This is a genomic window from Pedobacter soli, from assembly GCF_900101435.1.
In the GTDB taxonomy this organism is placed as follows: Bacteria; Bacteroidota; Bacteroidia; order Sphingobacteriales; family Sphingobacteriaceae; genus Pedobacter; species Pedobacter soli.
The window spans coordinates 450698-467461 of sequence record NZ_FMZH01000003.1; the positions used below are offsets into that span (position 1 = coordinate 450698).

Genomic DNA, 16764 nt, shown 5'->3' on the forward strand with positions numbered 1-16764 from the left:
TTGATGAAGAAAATTTTACTATTCCTCTGCGCTTTTTCGGTGCTTACAGCCTTTGCTGCCAAGCCTAAAAATCAATATGTACGCATTAAAACCGAATACGGCGAATGCATTGTAAAACTTTACAATCAAACACCTTTACACCGCGATAATTTTCTGAAACTGGCAAAAGAAGGCTACTACAACGGTGTGCTTTTTCATCGTGTGATTAAAGATTTTATGATTCAGGGGGGCGACCCTGATTCGAGAAACGCCAAGCCAGATTCGTTATTGGGCAATGGAGGACCAAAATATACCATACCGGCTGAGTTTAATGATAGCTTATTCCACAAAAAAGGCGTTTTGGCTGCTGCGAGGGAAGGGGATGATGTTAATCCGCTAAAAGCATCGAGCGGAAGCCAGTTCTATCTGGTACAGGGCAAGGTTTTTACCGATGAACAATTGAATAACGTGGAGCAAAAGCGCTTAAAGTTTAAAATCCCAGAGTGGCAGAGACAAGTATATAAAACTATTGGTGGTACACCTCATTTAGACCGGAACTATACCGTTTATGGTGAAATTATTTCCGGATTGGAAATGGTCGATAAAATTGCAGTACTGTCTACAGATGGTAATAACCGCCCTAAACAGGATGTGAAAATGGAAGTTACGGTTTTGAAGAAAAGGGAAGCTAAAAAATTGGAGAAACAGCTTTTACAAGCTTCTTTGAAGGATAAGCTGGTTATGTAAGTAAAGGATCTTGTCTGTTGTCGAAAAAGAATACGATACTAATTTGGTTTTCTCCAACTAAGTAGTAAAAAGAAGTATGATTTGATACAGCGGCCTTCCTTAAGCCGTCTATTGCGCTTTGCTCATAAATGAACGGGTGGTGCGAAATCAGATTGATTTTTTGATATATGGTTGCTAAGAGTTTTTCTGTATAAGGCTTTCCCCAATTTTCTTCTAAAAAGTCAAGAATAGCATATAGGGTTAGGTAAGCTTCTTCAGAAAAGGTTATGCTTATGCCCATCTTTCGGATAACCTTCTTTTTACTTCATCAAAAGAGATCGTTTTTCCTTCTTCAGCCTGCTTTAATCCCCTCATAATCCCCTCCTGGACATGTTTAGGTAACTCTTCCAAAACAACTCTTTCATTAGCATTTAAAAGCATTTCGACCTCTGACAAAAGACCTTCATCATTTGTTTCAAAAACTTTTTTAGCAATTTCTATTTTTAATTCCTCAATGCTCATAAACAAATTTAACGAAATGGAGCCTCAATTACTAAGCAATTGTGTAATTAATTTCTAAATTTACCGCCCACAACAATTGAAATTACTGAATGAATTCATCATGATTTATCCCTCAACAGGGCATACAATCAGGATGCTTCATCGTCATGAAAAAAAATAACGGATGAAAATCATTTCCTATAATGTAAATGGGATCAGGGCTGCCAGCACTAAAAACTTTTTTGGCTGGCTACAGGCTGCCAATGCCGATATGGTATGTTTACAGGAAGTAAAAGCGCTGCCCGCACAGATACCTGAAATTATTGCACTAATTGAACAACTAGGTTATCATCATTACTGGTTTCCAGCCGAAAAGAAAGGATATAGTGGGGTAGCTATTTTATCAAAAATTAAACCTAATCATGTTGAATATGGTTGTGGTGAAGCCTGGATCGATCAGGAGGGACGTATTTTGCGCGCTGATTTTGATGGCTTTTCTTTAATGAGCCTATATATGCCATCGGGCTCGAGTGGCGATGAGCGGCAGGTTAAAAAGTATGCCTTTATGCGCTTTTTTGATATGTATATCGGTAATCTGCGTAAGGAATATCCGAACCTTATTGTTAGTGGTGATTATAACATCTGCCATACCGCGATTGATATTCATAATCCTAAGTCGAATGCCAACTCTTCAGGCTTTTTGCCCGAAGAACGCGAGTGGATGCAATTGTTTTTAGATAATGGCTTTATCGATACTTTCAGGCATTTTAATAAAGATCCGCATCATTATACGTGGTGGAGCTATCGGGCAGGTTCGCGAGGCAAAAATATGGGATGGCGAATCGACTACCATTTGGCTACCCGACCAATGGAACATCGGTTAAAACACGTTCGGATTTTGCCCGATGCTGTACATTCTGATCATTGTCCTGTACTTTTAGAACTAGATTAAGTATTTGGTTAACTGGTTAGTTGTTTGAACCGGTTAACTGTAAACAACACTCAATTAACCAATTTATACCGTTTCAACAATTAACCATAACCTAGCCAAATGCTAATTACCAATATAAAAGGCCTTGTGGGCTTGCATCCAAAAAGTAAATTGATGCTTCGTGGCAACGAAATGGACAATTTACATGTACTGGAAAATGCCTGGCTTTTGATTGAAAACGATCTGATTAAAGATTTTGGTGATATGGAATCAATCCCTGCTCATATCTTAAATCTCCCATCCCAAATCTCTGCAGAAGGCAGGTACGTTTTCCCTTCCTGGTGCGATAGCCATACCCATATTGTTTTTGCCGCTACGCGTGAAGAAGAGTTCGCCATGAAAATACAAGGCAAAACCTACGAGGAAATAGCTGCGGCAGGTGGTGGCATTTTAAATTCGGCCAATAAGCTTCAAAAAGCTACTGAAGATGAACTGTTCGAGAGCGCTTCGGTAAGGCTTCAACAAATGATTCGTCAGGGAACAGGAGCTGTAGAAATTAAAAGTGGTTATGGTTTAACGGTAGAGAGCGAAATTAAAATGCTGCGCGTAATTAAACGCCTGAAAGCAAGTTTCCCGGTTCCGGTAAAAGCTACCTTTCTGGCCGCGCACGCTTTCCCGGCTTTATATAAAGACGACCATGAAGGTTATATCAATCTCATTATTAACGAAATGTTGCCAATTATTGCTCAAGAACAGTTGGCCGATTACATTGATGTTTTTTGTGAAAAAGGTTTTTTCTCTGTAGCAGAAACTGACCGGATTTTAAAAGCTGGTGCGGAATATGGATTAAAACCTAAAGTTCATGCTAATCAACTTTCTGTTTCAGGCGCGGTAGAGGTGGCGGTATTAAACCATGCTGTTTCTGTCGACCATTTAGAAGAAAGCGACGAAGCGACCATTGTTGCCTTACAAAATGCCAATACCATGGCAACATTACTGCCTTCCTGCTCGTTTTATTTAGGTATTCCGTTTGCCGATGCTAAAAGCTTTATCAAGGCCGGTTTACCGGTAACACTGGCAACAGATTACAACCCGGGTTCTACACCATCCGGAAATATGAATTTTGTTGTTTCTTTGGGTTGTATTAAGCTCAAAATGTTTCCGGAGCAGGCTATTAATGCGGCTACCTTAAATGGAGCCGCTGCAATGGAGATTAGCGAAAATTACGGTAGTATAGCCATTGGTAAAAAGGCCAATTTGTTTATCACCAAACCGATGCCATCGATCGCCTATTTACCTTATAGTTTTGGCGAAACGCAAGTAGATACTGTTATTTTAAACGGAGAAATTTACAATGGATAGCTTTATAATATACACGCAGCAGGATATCGACCAACTGGTGATTAACCGTGATGGTGAAACCAAACTGGGCGAAAGGGTTGTATCATACCCTTCCGCTGATGGTTCTGTTTCGACGGCTGTTTTAGCCAGTAGCGAAGCTAAGTTTGTGCTTTTAGGCATTCCTGAAGATGTTGGTGTCCGCGCCAATTCCGGGATAGCAGGTGCGGCATCTGCCTGGCGTACAAGTTTGGTTACGTTTTTGAATATTCAAAGCAACCGCTTTTTAAGGGGGAATGAAATTTTGGTCCTTGGTCATTTTGAGATTGATGAACCAGTGGATTCTTCGGTTGCAGGACTGAGAAAAAAGGTTGAAGAGATTGATGACCTGGTTTATCCGATAATTGAAAAAATTGTTGCAGCAGGGAAAATACCGGTTGTTATTGGTGGTGGGCATAATAATGCGTTTCCTATCATTAAGGGGGTAGCTTTAGCCCAAAATGCGCCAATTGATGTCGTGAATATTGATGCACACGCGGATTTGAGGGCTTTGGAAGGGCGGCACAGTGGAAATGGATTTTCTTATGCTTTAAAAGAAAATTACCTTGACCACTATTTGATGTATGGTTTGCATCAAAACTACAATAATGAGGCCATCTTAAACCAGATTGAAACCAACCCTAAGCTCGACACCATATTTTTTGACGATATTTTAAACGCCGGGATTGATTTTAACGGATTCATAAGTAAGTTAGAAGGAATGCCCGGTTTAGAGATAGATGTAGACTGCATTCAGCATGTGCTTTCGAGTGCCGAAACACCCTCTGGTTTTGCTGCAAACGAAATCAGGAGAATGATTTTGGGTTGCAATAAGCAGTTCGCTTATTTACATATCTGCGAAGGCGCTACCCGGATGCTGGATGGGCGCGTGAGTAGATTAACCGCTAAGTTGATTGCTTATTTGGTGAGTGATTTTGTAAAAGCACATGCTACTAAGGTTTAGCCACGGATTCACGGAAAACACGGAGGATAGTCGTCATTGGGAGAAGGTTTTTTCAGCCGAAGAAGCAATCTTTTTTGCAAGAATTGATGACAAGAAAAATTGCTTCCCCGAAAACCTGGCTGCTCAGCGAAGCTAAATCTATCTTGCAGCAGATCTCTCTTCCGATATTTGGGACTTTGCTTCAGTCAAGAGACGACATTTGTAGGGCACCTGGCCTAATGAACCAATGGCCAGTGAACTAATGAACAAGAGACCATAAACTATAAATGTTCCGCTTCGTATTTTTCGCCGGCTTTTAGCATTAGTTCAATCTGCTTTAAATCGTCGGCAGTAGGGTCTTCCTTCTCCTGCAATTCGAACACGGCAATCATATTGTCTTCGTATTGCTTTTCGGTTTTAATAACGATTTCCTGTGCCATTTTGACTTAAAATTTTATAATTGCTGTTGGTGTAATGCAATAATCCAAACGGATGTCATGTTCGTTCACATCATCTATTTTTTCAATTGCAGGGTACAAAGATAAGCCTATTTTCTGAGCATTTATATTTTGCAGAAAGCGATCGTAAAAACCCTTGCCATAACCAGCGCGGTAGCCTTGTAAATCAAATGCCAGAAGCGGAACGATCACCAGATCAATTTCACCTTCATGGAGCTTCCCTTTTTGTGGCTCGAGGATCTGATAGGTGTTTTTCTTTAAATCCTGCAGGCCAATATATTCGTGATGGGTCATCAATGCCGTTTCGAAATCGGCTTTAGGCACCAGGATTTTAATTTCAGGATGGTTTGTTGTCAACCAGTCGATCAACAGAAAAGTATCAGGCTCTTTCTTTTCTATTATTGGTAAGAAGATGTGAATGCACTTAATTTTGCTAAAATCGAGCGTTTTAAACTGGTTTAAGAGCGATTTGTTCAACTCCTGATAGGTAACCTCGTTTAAGGATAATCTATCTTTTAACGCTTGCTTTCTGATTTCGGCTTTTAGCATGAGTGCAATTTAAGTTTTTTTGCCACGGAAGCACAAATTTACACGGAAAGACGTGGAGTTTTTAATGGATTTAAAAGGCTTAATAAACAGAAAAGCCCTTGAAAACTAATACAAGGGCTTTCAAATCTTATGTGTTCAATTACTTTACACGCTCAACGTAGTCGCCGGTGCGGGTGTCGATTTTAATTTTATCTCCCTGGTTAACGAACATCGGTACTTTAACTTCAACGCCATTTTCAAGCGTTGCTGCTTTTAATGCGTTTGTAGAAGTATCGCCTTTAACTGCAGGCTCCGAATAAGTAATTTCAAATTCGGCAAAGTTTGGTAATTGCGCCATAATTGCTTCGTCGCTTTCCATCGAAACAATAATGTTCATACCTTCTTTTAAAAATTTAATTGCCGAACCGAATAAAGCTTTCTCGATGTTAAATTGCTCGTACGATTCGTTATCCATTACTACCAGGTAGTTACCATCTTCGTATAGGTATTGATAGTCGTTGGTCTCTACACGGCAAATTTCAACAGCCTCGTCGGTATTCATACGGGCTTCTACAATTCTACCTGTTTTAATGTTACGGAATTTACCGGTGTAAAATGCACCACCTTTACCAGGTGTACGGTGATTCCATTCGTCAACAGTAACCAGTTCGTTGTTTACGCGAAGAATGTTACCTGTTTTAATTTCTGATGCTTTAGCCATATGTTGTGATCCTGAATTGGATTTATATTTCTGTTTTTTTGCGTTGGCAAAGGTAAAATTATTTTAACAAAAACCTATAAAGGTTTAAGGTGTAGCGTTTAAGGAAAACCTAGCTGCAGAATATATTATTTTACCCGCTCCATGTACTCGCCGGTTTTGGTGTCAACCTTAACCTTATCGCCCTGGTTGATGAATAAAGGCACCCTTATTTCTGCACCGGTTTCAACAGTTGCATATTTTTGTGCACTGGTAGAGGTATCGCCTTTAACAGCGGGTTCGGTGTAGGTAATCTCGAGCTCAACGCTGTTGGGTAACTGGGCCACAATGGGCTCGTCGCTTTCGAAAGCAACGGTAACATTCATGCCTTCTTTTAAAAATTTGATTGCGTTGCCGAACAACAGTTTAGGGATGTTGTGCTGATCGAAGGTATTGTTGTCCATCACTACGAGGTAATCACCATCTTCGTAAAGGTATTGGTAATCGTTGGTTTCAACGCGGCAAATGGTAACCTCTTCGTCGGTACGAAAACGGTACTCTACAATTTTACCTGTTTTTACGTTCCGCATACGTGCCTGATAGAAAGCCCTTAAATTTCCGGGTGTACGGTGGATATATTCTTCAACACTTACCAACTCTCCGTTAAAACGAAGCACGTTTCCGCTTTTTACTTCTGATGCCTTTGCCATTTGAGTATGAAATATTGTTTTGTCAATTTTTGAATGCCAAAGTTAAAAAAAATGGTTCATTGGTTCAATAGTCGTTGGGCTAAGCGCATAAACTAGATCTGGCAGGTTTGATTGGGTGTTTAGAAATTTAAAATCCGTGATTTTTTCGCCCGAAAAACAGCGTATAAAAGAAATGCCTTTGGGAACCACTCCAAAGGCATAATCAACCTAAACCTCAAACTAAACTATGAAAAACTCTTTGCCTTTTCAGGCTATATTTTTGATTCTGCCAAAGCAGAAGTTTAATTCATTCCTTGAAGAGATAATTTTAATATTTGTTTCTCTTTTTTGTGGTGCAAAGGTAAGAACTATTTTTCAATTACAAAATATTTTTTCAAAAAAATATTTATAATACAAATGTATGACAAAACAGGCTTCTTGTAAGCGGTTTTTGGGGTGATTAATTTACTTGTAATCAGCGATTTGAATTTGGTGATTGCAAAATTCATATTCCTGAATTTGGTTCGATCCAATTATCGTTAAACGGTCTTTTCCAAAATTTTCGATCAGTTCGCGGTACCAATTCATTCCCTGAACGTCTAAATTACTGGTTGGCTCGTCTAAAAATAAAATTGGCGTATCGGTGCAACAGGCCAAAGCTAGTTTGGTTCTTTGTTTCATTCCCGACGAAAAGTACTTAATTTCTTTGTTTGTCGCTTTTTCCAGTCCAAGGATACTAATCAGGTTTTTGGCGTCAACGCCAGGAGCAAAGTTTTTAAACTTAAAATGAAAATTGATGATCTCTTTTAAACTGAAAGTTTCTACCAGTTCGAGGTAGGGGGCAGCCAAACTAATGTATCTGTAAATATTTTCGACAGGTATTTCTGTGTTTTGCGTAAATGAAATTTCTCCTTCTGAAGGGGATAAGCTACCGGTTAATACGCTCAGTAAGGTAGATTTGCCCGATCCGTTTGGGCCAAGTATAGCGTAGCTGTTGCCTGTGCTAAACTCGGTACTCAGGTTTCTGAAAATCCATTCTTTGTTAAACCTCCTGCCAACATTGTTTAGGGATATTTTCATTTTTTAGTTCAAGTATCAAGTATAGGGTATCAGGTATCAAGTATCGGGTATCGAGTATCAAGGTGCTTTTGCATGCAGACACTATTATCAACACCAATGTATTGTCCGTAGTTGGTAATGATCTGGTAACCTGCTTTTTGATAAAGGGCTATAGCTTCGGGTTGTTTTTTGCCGGTTTCTAAAATGCAGGCGCTAAAACCAATTTCGGCGGCCCAGTTTTCGAGTTCGTTTAATATTTGCGCTGCAATGCCCTGTTTCCTGTTGTCTGGGTGAACAAACATCCGTTTTACTTCGGCCTGGGTGGCAGAAAATGGCTTAATTGCACCACAGCCTACAGGAGTATTGTTTTGATAAGCTACAACTACTTCTTTAATGGCGTCAACTTTATTAAACTGCGCATAAAAAGCATGTTCATCGCCATCTCTAACCGCTAAATCCTGATCCAGCAAGGCAACCAATTTTCTAAAATCGGTATGGTCTGAATTGGTTCTGGTTAGCGTTAGATCACTCATTAATGTTTATTTTGGGTTTAAGGCAAGGTTTTTACCCACCGCCTTAAACCTTCCAGCCTTCTGCCTTTATTAGCTTCCCATGCCGAAACCCTTCATTACCCCACGGTTAGAGTTGCGGATAAAATCTACAATTTCATCGCGGATCTCAGTAGGTTTGAATTCGGCCTCGATCATATCCAAAGCTTTGGTTACGTTATTGTGTTTAACGAAAAGCACGCGGTAAATTTCCTGTATCTCGTCAATCTGCTCATTGGTAAAACCTCTTCTGCGCAGGCCTACCGAGTTGATACCTGCGTAAGAAAGCGGCTCACGTGCAGCTTTAACATAAGGTGGCACATCTTTACGTACCAACGAACCGCCGGTAACGAATGCGTGTGAGCCTACTTTTACAAACTGGTGAATGGCTACTAAGCCAGCAAGTACAACGTTATTGCCGATGGTAATGTGGCCGGCTAAAGTGGTGCTGTTCGAAAAAATACAGTAGTTACCCACTTCACAATCGTGTGCAATGTGCGAATAAGCCTGTATTAAGCAGTTGCTGCCTATAACGGTTTTCCATTTATCTTTAGTACCACGGTTAATGGTAACGCACTCTCTGATAGTGGTATTGTCGCCAATTTCTGCGGTAGTAATTTCTCCTGCAAATTTTAAATCCTGTGGTTCACCAGAAATAACGGCGCCAGGAAAAATGCGGCAATTTTTACCAATCCGCGCGCCATCCATAATGGTTACGTTCGATCCGATCCAGGTTCCCTCTCCAATCACAACGTCTTTATGTATTACTACAAAAGGTTCGATTACCACGTTTTCGGCAATTTTTGCCTGAGGATGTATATATGCTAAAGGTTGTATCATTATTGAGCGGGTTCTGCTTGTTTAACTTTTGAAATTTGGGCCATCATTTCGGCTTCGACAACGATTTTTTCGCCGACCATACCAACGCCTTTCATTTGGGCAATTCCCCTTCTGATTGGTTCCAGTAAGTCGCAACGGAAAACGATGCTGTCGCCAGGTAATACCTGCGCTCTGAAACGCACGTTATCTATCTTTAAGAAATAGGTTAAGTAATTTTCAGGATCGGGAACGGTACACAATACCAGAATTCCACCCACCTGGGCCATGGCCTCAATCTGTAATACACCCGGAAATACCGGAGCACCCGGAAAGTGACCTTTAAAGAACTCTTCGTTCATGGTTACGTTTTTAACGCCCACCACGTGATTTTTTGAAAGTTCTAAAATTTTATCTACAAATAGGAAGGGCTGACGGTGAGGCAATATCTCCATGATTTTAACCACATCAAATAAGGCTTTTGCACCGGGGTCGTAAACCTTCTGCACTTTTTTGTTTTTCTCTTTTTTAATGGCTGCCTTAATTTTTTTGGCAAATGCAACGTTAGCTGCATGGCCAGGACGAGCTGCCATAATGTGTCCTTTTAAGTGCATACCAACCAAAGCCAGATCACCAATCATATCCAGTAGTTTATGACGGGCAGGTTCGTTTTGGTAGCGCAATTCCATGTTGTTTAAAATTCCCTGTGGGGCAACATCAATGTCTTCGCGGTTAAATAACTTGGCCAGATGATTTAATTCATCTTTGGTAACTTCTTTATCAACAATTACAATGGCATTATTTAAGTCACCTCCTTTAATCAGGTTGTGCGATAACTGGTATTCTAATTCGTGTAAGAAGCAGAAAGTACGGCAAGAGGCAATTTCTTTTTTAAACTCGGCAATGGTATTAATGCCGGCATGTTGACTGCCCAAAACAGGCGAGTTATAATCAATCATACAGGTAAAGCGGTAGTCGTCAAGCGGCATGGCCACAATTTCTACTTTCCTGTCTTCTTCTGTATAGGTAATGTTATGAGGAATGGTGAAGTATTCGCGATCTGCATTTTGCTCAACTGTACCTACTTCTTCCAATAAATCGACAAACTGGATCGAGCTGCCATCCATAATCGGAGTTTCAGGTCCGTCTAATTTGATCAGCACATTATCAAGGTCCATACCAATTAATGAAGCCATTACGTGCTCTACAGTGCTTACGCTTGCGCCGTTTTGGGTAATGGTAGTTCCGCGCGAAGTATCGGTTACGTTATCGGCATCAGCTTCGATAATTGGGTGCCCGTCTAAATCGATGCGTTGAAATTTAAAACCATGATTTTCGGGGGCAGGGCAAAATGTTAAAGTAACATTAGCGCCTGTATGTAAACCAACACCAGATGCTGATATTTCTTGCTTAATCGTTTTTTGTCTAACGTTCATTGTGTAATGTATTCTTTTCCAGTTCAGCTGTAAGCTTTTTCAATTCCTCTTCGAGTGCGTTAATTCTTTTTTCTACATCGGGGAGGTGTTTGAAAATTACCGATGCGCGCATCCAGTTGCGCAATGGCTGGGCAGGACTGCCGTGCCATTGTTTATTTTCTTCTGTAATGTTAAAGTTAATACCCGCCTGCGCACCAATTTGCGTGCCTTTGGCTAAGGTTAAGTGACCTGCAATGCCCACCTGGCCACCTACAACGCTGTTAGGGCCAATTTTTGTGCTGCCTGAGATTCCTGATTGTGCAGCCAAAACTGTGTTTTCGCCAATCTCCACATTATGGGCAATCTGAATCAGGTTGTCGATTTTTGTACCTTTTTTAACAATGGTCGATCCCATGGTTGCACGATCGACAGTCGTATTGGCGCCTATTTCCACATCATCTTCAATTATAACATTTCCAATCTGAGGAATTTTATTGTAAGTGCCGTCTTTTTGAGGGGCAAAGCCAAAGCCATCGCTTCCAACAACCGTATTGGCATGGATAATTACGCGACTACCAATAACCGAATTGTGGTAAATTTTTACACCGGGATAAAAAGTTGTGTTTTCGCCAATTTTGGAATGTGCGCCGATAAAAACCTGTGTATTTATTTTACAACCATCGGCAATTACAGCATGCTCGGCCACATAGGCAAAAGCATCAATAAAAACATTCTGACCAATTTTAGCAGTTGGGTGCACAAAGGCCATTTTATCAATGCCCGTTTGTGTATTTTGTGCGTTTACAGCTTCGTTGTATTTATCCAGCAAAATGGTAAAAGCACTGTATGGATTTTCTACACGCACTAAAGTGCTGGTATAGGGCTGTGTTGGGGTAAAATCTTTAGATACGATTACAACGGATGCCTGAGTAGAATACAAAAAGTTTTCGTACTTAGGATTGGAAAGAAAAGACAAAGAGCCTTCCTTTCCGTCTTCTATTTTAGAGAGTTCGGTAACGGCTACATCAGGGTTACCATCTATGGAACCGTTCAGAAACTGACTTATCTGCTTGGCAGTAAATTGCATCGTACAAAGGTAAATGTTAAATTGATATGAACAAAAAAACCTGCAATGGTTAAGCTGTGTATATTTTACACAATAATAAGACTTAAAACGGCAGTAAAAGTTAAATATTTTGTTAAATAAGCTTAAATGCCCCTGGGGTAACAGAGGATATATTTTTCTACGGTTTTCTGCAGCGACTCCAGATTAGATAAATCTGAGGCCTTTGCAATATCAACTATCCTGTTATTTTTCATTAAAATTTTAATGTTACCTACGCCAGCATTGTAGGCCCGGTTTTGTATGGTATCGGTAAAAACAAAATAGCGGGCTTCTTCGGGCTTAATTCCGAGCAGGTTAACAGCCGCATCCTGCAAAAAGGTTACGCGATCGGCTTTTTCCATCTCGTTACCCATCTCAACTTTGTACAGGTTACGCGAGGTGAGCATACTGCACAGGGTAGATAAAATTTTATCGGGATGTTTTACCCAAACTTTAACGGCTGCGTAAATATCCTGATCGTCGAGATTGGTAAAATGTTCGAGGTTTTCGTGCTGCTCAAAGAAATTAGCCTCATTAATATTGTTTTTAAGAAAATGGTTTAACGATGGTGAAGCAAAGAGATCAACACCATTTGCCGATAACTCTTTGGCTCTTTCGAGTAATTTCACCAAAATCATTTCGCCTGCAATTACCGTTTTATGGAGGTAAACCTGCCAATACATCAGGCGGCGGGCAATCAAGAATTTCTCGATAGAGTAAATACCCTTTTCCTCAATCACCAGGTCATCGTCGTAAACATTAAACATTTTAATAATGCGGTCGAAACTGATTACGCCTTCGCTTACACCAGTAAAAAAGCTATCGCGGTTTAAATAGTCCATCCTATCCAAATCGAGCTGGCCCGAAATTAACTGGTGTAAAAACTTTTTAGGGTAAGTGCCGTTAAAAATCTCGATTGCATGGGTTAAACGCCCTTCAAAATGAATGTTCAGGTCGTTCATCAGTTTTACTGAAATATCTTCGTGCCTGATACCGGTAACCAGCGAATGCTCAAGTGCGTGCGAAAAAGGGCCGTGACCGATATCGTGCAGTAAAATGGCCAAAATGGCGGCTTCTTCTTCACCTTCGGTAATGTCATGCCCTTTGCTTCTAAGCAAGCCGATTGCCAAACACATTAAATGCATGGCACCCAATGCGTGGTGAAAACGGGTGTGCAATGCGCCCGGGTAAACCAAATGGGTCATGCCCAGTTGTTTAATGTAGCGCAGGCGCTGAAAATACGGATGCGAAATTACATCGTAAACCAGGGCCGATGGTATGCTGATGAAACCGTAAACCGGATCATTTATGATTTTCTTCTTGTTCAATCGTTAAAAATAGTTAAATAGACAGATACGGTACAAAAATTGCTATTTTTATTTAGAGTTTGATTTACCTGCCAAAATTAAAAGGCAATACATACCTATTTTTACATAAACATGCAAGAAACTAAGATATTATGGGCCGATGATGAAATCGACCTGTTAAAACCACATATATTATTGTTAAATGATAAAGGTTATAATGTAACCACATTTACCAATGGGAACGATGCGCTTGAAGCATTCGGAAAATCACATTTTGACCTGGTTTTTTTAGATGAAAATATGCCTGGAATGAGTGGGATTGAAACGCTTGGGGCCATTAAAAACCTGAACCCGGATGTGCCAGTGGTGCTGATTACCAAAAGTGAGGAAGAAAACCTGATGGAAGACGCCATTGGTAGCAAAATAGACGATTACCTGATTAAACCGGTTAACCCCAAACAGGTATTGCTAACCATTAAAAAGCTGATCGATAACAAGCGTTTGGTAAGCGAGAAAACTTCTATGGCTTATCAGCAGGATTTTCGCCGTTTGGGCATGACCCTTGGCGATAAGCTAAACTACGAAGAGTGGGTTGATGTGTATAAAAAGATTGTTTTCTGGGAACTGGAGCTGGAGAAGCTGGACGATCCGCAAATGCACGAGATTTTAACCATGCAAAAGCAGGAGGCCAACACACAGTTTTCGAAATTTGTTGAAGAACACTATTTAGGCTGGATTAAGGAAAAAGATAAAGCGCCTTTATTTTCGAACGAGTTGTTAAAGAAAAAGGCTTTCCCGCACATTAACGAAACTACCCCTGTATTTTTTATCCTGATTGACAACCTGCGTTACGACCAATGGAAAATCATCAATCCTTTAATTTCGGAGTATTTCCGCATTGATGAGGAGGATATGTACAGCAGTATTTTGCCAACAGCAACACAGTATGCCCGTAATGCCATATTTTCGGGATTAATGCCTTTAGATATGGAAAAACGTTTCCCTCAGCTTTGGCAAAACGACGACGATGAGGGCGGTAAAAACATGCACGAAGAGGCTTTTTTGGCCGATAACATTAAACGTACGTTACGAAGAGACTGCAAATTCAGCTACAATAAAATTTTAACTTTTGAGCAGGGGAAAGATTTGGTTGATCAAACCAACAACCTGATGCAAAATGATTTTAACGCTATTGTTTTCAACTTTGTTGATATGCTGAGCCATGCACGTACAGATATGCAGATGATCCGCGAGCTGGCCAACGATGATGCCGCCTACCGTTCGTTAACTCTATCGTGGTTTGAGCATTCGCCGCTTTGGGATTTATTGAAGAAAATATCACAGAAAAAAGTTAAAGTGATTATCACCACCGATCACGGTACCATCCGCGTTAAAAAACCGGTTAAGGTAATTGGCGATAGAAGTACCAATACCAATTTAAGGTACAAACAGGGCCGCAATCTGAATTTTAATGTTAAAGATGTTTTCCTGATCAAAAACCCGCACGATGCCATGTTGCCTAAGATTAACATCAGCAGCAGTTATATTTTTGCCCGTGAGGACAGTTATTTCGTTTATCCCAACAATTACAACCAGTTTGTAAATTACTATAACGAAACCTTTCAGCATGGAGGGATCTCACTGGAAGAGATGATTATTCCGGTGGTGACGTACTCGCCGAGGTAAAGATTAGGTAGCACCGTTTTATTGTCATCTTGATTTTATCGAAAAGATATTCAGTAAATTATTGGTGAATTCTTCGACAAGCTCAGACTGACAAAACTCATAATCAGGCAAAAGGAATGCAATTAAGTATTACTTTTGCCTTTATTTTTTTAGCATGGAAATAACAGTAAATGGTTTATCGGGTTTACCTCAGGTAGCCGAACAGCTTTTGGTCTTCGCCGGTGATGAAAAAGTTTTCATTTTTGAAGGGGAGATGGGAGCTGGAAAAACAACTTTTATTAAGCAGTTCTGTGCCCACCTGGGCATTGAAGATGTGGTTTCGAGCCCAACTTATTCTATCGTAAATGAGTACGTGAGCCCTAAAGGATCAGTTTACCATTTCGATTTTTACCGCATAAAAGATATCCGCGAAGCTTATGACCTTGGCTATGAAGAATACTTTTATGGTGGTGCCATTTGCCTCATTGAATGGCCGGAGCGTGTAGCTGAATTATTGCCCCAAAATTATATCAAAGTTGAAATTAGTGTGGTAGATGAAAACGAGCGATTGTTCACTTTTTGTAAGGTATAACAATTAGTTATCAATAAATTAACAGATTTTCCTTACCTTGAACAACCTAAAACTACCAAAATATTAATTCAACATGGCTACAGGATTACGCGAAGGAATGGCCGATATAGCTCGTCAAGGTTTATTGCAAACACAAGAGGCAAAACTCGAAACCCGAAACAAAAAAAATAGCCTGTACATCGGGATACCCAAAGAAATTTCTTTCCAGGAGAATAGAATTGCTTTAACTCCGCTTTCTGTTGCCTTGCTGGTAAACAATGGTCACCGCGTAATACTGGAAAGTGGAGCCGGTACCGGAGCGAATTTTACCGATACTGAATATGCCGAACAGGGCGCTAAAATAACCTACAACAAAAAAGAGGTTTTCGAGGCCGATATTCTGGTAAAAATTGCACCGCCAACCCTTGAAGAGATTGACATGATGCACAAAGGGCAAACCCTGCTTTCATCTTTACAGATTGGTACTTTAAAGCAGGAATACCTCAAAGCCCTGATGCATAAAAAAATTAATGCTTTGTGTTTCGAGAACCTGCGCGATGAAGGGAATGTGCTGAGTGTGGTGCGGGCCATGAGCGAAATTGTAGGGTCAACATCGATTTTAATTGCAGCAGAATACCTGAGCAATGTTACCGGTGGCAAAGGCTTAATGCTTGGCGGGTTTACGGGGGTACCACCAACCGAAATCGTAATTTTAGGCGCCGGAACAGTGGGCGAGTATGCGGCAAGAACCGCTTTAGCACTTGGTGCCGAAGTAAAGGTTTTTGATAGTTCTATTTACCGTTTACGTCGTTTACAAAATAACCTGGGCAGCCGGGTTTTTACCTCGGTAATGCAGCCCATAGTACTTAATAAAGCCATTGTAACCTGTGATGTGGTAATTGGTGCCATCAGGGCTACCCATGGCCGCAGTCCGTGTATTGTGATGGAAGAAACCGTTGCGCGTATGAAACCACATTCGGTGGTTATTGATGTGAGTATCGATCAGGGGGGCTGTTTTGAAACATCGGAAGTAACCAATCATGCCAACCCGGTTTTCAGGAAATACGACGTAATTCATTATTGTGTGCCTAATATTGCTTCGAGAGTGCCCAGAACGGCATCGTACGCATTAACCAATATTTTCGCCCCAATTTTATTGGATATTGGCGAGTTTGGAGGACTGGTAAACATGGTTTGGAATAATCCGGTTATCCGGGAAGCGTTGTATATTTATCAGGGCAACTGTACCAGTAAAGACCTGTCGGATATGTTTAATTTACCGTTTAAGGATTTAGAATTATTGGTGGTTTCGAACCAATAACCTATAATCCGTCATTGCGGGAAGGCTTTTTCAGCCGACGAAGCCTGCCTGCAACAGGCAGGCAATCTTAATGCGCTGGTTAGTAGCGATCGTTTTTTAAGATTGTTTGTACCACTCAATAATGATGA

The 16764-nt window shown here is 40.6% G+C and carries 19 protein-coding genes; 7 read left to right on the forward strand and 12 right to left on the reverse strand.

Annotation, left to right across the window (positions count from 1 at the left end; genetic code table 11):
* The first annotated feature begins 3 nt into the window (after positions 1 to 3).
* Positions 4 to 726, forward strand: a complete 723-nt coding sequence (locus BLR37_RS09270; protein ID WP_090767534.1) for a peptidylprolyl isomerase — start codon at positions 4 to 6, stop codon at positions 724 to 726.
* Here BLR37_RS09270 and BLR37_RS25740 read toward each other — a convergent pair.
* Both BLR37_RS25740 and BLR37_RS09280 read right to left on the reverse strand, forming a co-directional pair.
* On the reverse strand, positions 719 to 1006 hold the full coding sequence (locus tag BLR37_RS25740) for a type II toxin-antitoxin system RelE/ParE family toxin (RefSeq protein ID WP_090767537.1): 288 nt from the start codon (positions 1004 to 1006) through the stop codon (positions 719 to 721). The genes BLR37_RS09270 and BLR37_RS25740 overlap by 8 nt on opposite strands.
* Positions 997 to 1227 carry a hypothetical protein gene (locus tag BLR37_RS09280; protein ID WP_090767539.1) on the reverse strand — a complete coding sequence of 77 codons (231 nt, stop codon included), beginning with the start codon at positions 1225 to 1227 and terminating at the stop codon, positions 997 to 999. The genes BLR37_RS25740 and BLR37_RS09280 overlap by 10 nt, the downstream gene beginning before the upstream one ends.
* 163 nt (positions 1228 to 1390) lie before the next feature.
* Between BLR37_RS09280 and BLR37_RS09285 the strand changes: the two genes are divergently transcribed.
* The 3 genes from BLR37_RS09285 (at position 1391) to BLR37_RS09295 (ending at position 4478) form a co-directional block, all read left to right on the forward strand.
* On the forward strand, positions 1391 to 2158 hold the full coding sequence (locus BLR37_RS09285) for an exodeoxyribonuclease III (protein WP_090767541.1): 768 nt from the start codon (positions 1391 to 1393) through the stop codon (positions 2156 to 2158).
* 99 nt (positions 2159 to 2257) lie between these two features.
* On the forward strand, positions 2258 to 3499 hold the full coding sequence (gene hutI / locus BLR37_RS09290) for an imidazolonepropionase (protein WP_090767544.1): 1242 nt from the start codon (positions 2258 to 2260) through the stop codon (positions 3497 to 3499).
* Complete coding sequence (locus BLR37_RS09295; RefSeq protein WP_090767547.1) at positions 3492 to 4478, forward strand: formimidoylglutamase; 987 nt, start codon at positions 3492 to 3494, stop codon at positions 4476 to 4478. The genes hutI and BLR37_RS09295 overlap by 8 nt, the downstream gene beginning before the upstream one ends.
* A gap of 260 nt (positions 4479 to 4738) precedes the next feature.
* Here BLR37_RS09295 and BLR37_RS25315 read toward each other — a convergent pair whose 3' ends face one another.
* The 10 genes from BLR37_RS25315 to BLR37_RS09340 form a co-directional block, all read right to left on the reverse strand.
* Positions 4739 to 4897 carry a hypothetical protein gene (locus BLR37_RS25315; protein ID WP_167356576.1) on the reverse strand — a complete coding sequence of 53 codons (159 nt, stop codon included), beginning with the start codon at positions 4895 to 4897 and terminating at the stop codon, positions 4739 to 4741.
* A gap of 6 nt (positions 4898 to 4903) precedes the next feature.
* A complete protein-coding gene (locus BLR37_RS09300; protein ID WP_090767550.1) occupies positions 4904 to 5464 on the reverse strand; it encodes a 5-formyltetrahydrofolate cyclo-ligase in 561 nt (186 codons plus the stop codon).
* A 139-nt stretch (positions 5465 to 5603) separates the two neighbouring features.
* Positions 5604 to 6164, reverse strand: a complete 561-nt coding sequence (gene efp / locus BLR37_RS09305) for an elongation factor P (RefSeq protein WP_090767553.1) — start codon at positions 6162 to 6164, stop codon at positions 5604 to 5606.
* Between the two features lie 125 nt (positions 6165 to 6289).
* Positions 6290 to 6850: an elongation factor P gene (efp, locus tag BLR37_RS09310; protein ID WP_090767556.1), complete on the reverse strand. Its 561-nt coding sequence runs from the start codon at positions 6848 to 6850 to the stop codon at positions 6290 to 6292.
* Between the two features lie 444 nt (positions 6851 to 7294).
* Entirely contained in the window at positions 7295 to 7909 is a 615-nt protein-coding gene (locus BLR37_RS09315; protein WP_090767558.1) for an ABC transporter ATP-binding protein, read from the reverse strand.
* A gap of 29 nt (positions 7910 to 7938) precedes the next feature.
* Complete coding sequence (locus tag BLR37_RS09320) at positions 7939 to 8421, reverse strand: GNAT family N-acetyltransferase (RefSeq protein ID WP_090767561.1); 483 nt, start codon at positions 8419 to 8421, stop codon at positions 7939 to 7941.
* A 69-nt stretch (positions 8422 to 8490) separates the two neighbouring features.
* Positions 8491 to 9276: an acyl-ACP--UDP-N-acetylglucosamine O-acyltransferase gene (gene lpxA, locus BLR37_RS09325; RefSeq protein WP_039477923.1), complete on the reverse strand. Its 786-nt coding sequence runs from the start codon at positions 9274 to 9276 to the stop codon at positions 8491 to 8493.
* Positions 9276 to 10688 carry a bifunctional UDP-3-O-[3-hydroxymyristoyl] N-acetylglucosamine deacetylase/3-hydroxyacyl-ACP dehydratase gene (locus tag BLR37_RS09330; protein ID WP_039477921.1) on the reverse strand — a complete coding sequence of 471 codons (1413 nt, stop codon included), beginning with the start codon at positions 10686 to 10688 and terminating at the stop codon, positions 9276 to 9278. Before BLR37_RS09330 ends, lpxA begins: the two co-directional genes overlap by 1 nt.
* The gene (gene lpxD / locus BLR37_RS09335; protein ID WP_090767564.1) at positions 10678 to 11754 is read right to left on the reverse strand and encodes a UDP-3-O-(3-hydroxymyristoyl)glucosamine N-acyltransferase; all 1077 of its coding nucleotides are present in this window, start codon (positions 11752 to 11754) and stop codon (positions 10678 to 10680) included. Before lpxD ends, BLR37_RS09330 begins: the two co-directional genes overlap by 11 nt.
* Before the next feature lie 122 nt (positions 11755 to 11876).
* Positions 11877 to 13100 carry an HD domain-containing protein gene (locus BLR37_RS09340; protein ID WP_167356578.1) on the reverse strand — a complete coding sequence of 408 codons (1224 nt, stop codon included), beginning with the start codon at positions 13098 to 13100 and terminating at the stop codon, positions 11877 to 11879.
* A gap of 111 nt (positions 13101 to 13211) precedes the next feature.
* On the opposite strand from BLR37_RS09340, the gene porX reads away from it, so the two are divergent.
* The 3 genes from porX (at position 13212) to BLR37_RS09355 (ending at position 16636) form a co-directional block, all read left to right on the forward strand.
* Positions 13212 to 14765, forward strand: a complete 1554-nt coding sequence (gene porX / locus BLR37_RS09345; protein ID WP_039477913.1) for a T9SS response regulator signal transducer PorX — start codon at positions 13212 to 13214, stop codon at positions 14763 to 14765.
* Positions 14766 to 14919: 154 nt separating this feature from the next.
* A complete protein-coding gene (tsaE, locus tag BLR37_RS09350) occupies positions 14920 to 15336 on the forward strand; it encodes a tRNA (adenosine(37)-N6)-threonylcarbamoyltransferase complex ATPase subunit type 1 TsaE (RefSeq protein WP_090767567.1) in 417 nt (138 codons plus the stop codon).
* A gap of 73 nt (positions 15337 to 15409) precedes the next feature.
* On the forward strand, positions 15410 to 16636 hold the full coding sequence (locus BLR37_RS09355) for an alanine dehydrogenase (RefSeq protein ID WP_090767571.1): 1227 nt from the start codon (positions 15410 to 15412) through the stop codon (positions 16634 to 16636).
* The last annotated feature ends 128 nt before the right edge of the window (positions 16637 to 16764 follow it).

Excerpts from the sequence above, each read along its gene's own strand:
- BLR37_RS09270 (WP_090767534.1), top strand. The coding sequence starts at position 4 with ATGAAGAAAATTTTACTATTCCTCTGCGCTTTTTCGGTGCTTACAGCC.
- BLR37_RS25740 (WP_090767537.1), bottom strand. The coding sequence starts at position 1,006 with ATGGGCATAAGCATAACCTTTTCTGAAGAAGCTTACCTAACCCTATAT.
- BLR37_RS09280 (WP_090767539.1), bottom strand. The coding sequence starts at position 1,227 with ATGAGCATTGAGGAATTAAAAATAGAAATTGCTAAAAAAGTTTTTGAA.
- BLR37_RS09285 (WP_090767541.1), top strand. The coding sequence starts at position 1,391 with ATGAAAATCATTTCCTATAATGTAAATGGGATCAGGGCTGCCAGCACT.
- hutI (WP_090767544.1), top strand. The coding sequence starts at position 2,258 with ATGCTAATTACCAATATAAAAGGCCTTGTGGGCTTGCATCCAAAAAGT.
- BLR37_RS09295 (WP_090767547.1), top strand. The coding sequence starts at position 3,492 with ATGGATAGCTTTATAATATACACGCAGCAGGATATCGACCAACTGGTG.
- BLR37_RS25315 (WP_167356576.1), bottom strand. The coding sequence starts at position 4,897 with ATGGCACAGGAAATCGTTATTAAAACCGAAAAGCAATACGAAGACAAT.
- BLR37_RS09300 (WP_090767550.1), bottom strand. The coding sequence starts at position 5,464 with ATGCTAAAAGCCGAAATCAGAAAGCAAGCGTTAAAAGATAGATTATCC.
- efp (WP_090767553.1), bottom strand. The coding sequence starts at position 6,164 with ATGGCTAAAGCATCAGAAATTAAAACAGGTAACATTCTTCGCGTAAAC.
- efp (WP_090767556.1), bottom strand. The coding sequence starts at position 6,850 with ATGGCAAAGGCATCAGAAGTAAAAAGCGGAAACGTGCTTCGTTTTAAC.
- BLR37_RS09315 (WP_090767558.1), bottom strand. The coding sequence starts at position 7,909 with ATGAAAATATCCCTAAACAATGTTGGCAGGAGGTTTAACAAAGAATGG.
- BLR37_RS09320 (WP_090767561.1), bottom strand. The coding sequence starts at position 8,421 with ATGAGTGATCTAACGCTAACCAGAACCAATTCAGACCATACCGATTTT.
- lpxA (WP_039477923.1), bottom strand. The coding sequence starts at position 9,276 with ATGATACAACCTTTAGCATATATACATCCTCAGGCAAAAATTGCCGAA.
- BLR37_RS09330 (WP_039477921.1), bottom strand. The coding sequence starts at position 10,688 with ATGAACGTTAGACAAAAAACGATTAAGCAAGAAATATCAGCATCTGGT.
- lpxD (WP_090767564.1), bottom strand. The coding sequence starts at position 11,754 with ATGCAATTTACTGCCAAGCAGATAAGTCAGTTTCTGAACGGTTCCATA.
- porX (WP_039477913.1), top strand. The coding sequence starts at position 13,212 with ATGCAAGAAACTAAGATATTATGGGCCGATGATGAAATCGACCTGTTA.
- tsaE (WP_090767567.1), top strand. The coding sequence starts at position 14,920 with ATGGAAATAACAGTAAATGGTTTATCGGGTTTACCTCAGGTAGCCGAA.
- BLR37_RS09355 (WP_090767571.1), top strand. The coding sequence starts at position 15,410 with ATGGCTACAGGATTACGCGAAGGAATGGCCGATATAGCTCGTCAAGGT.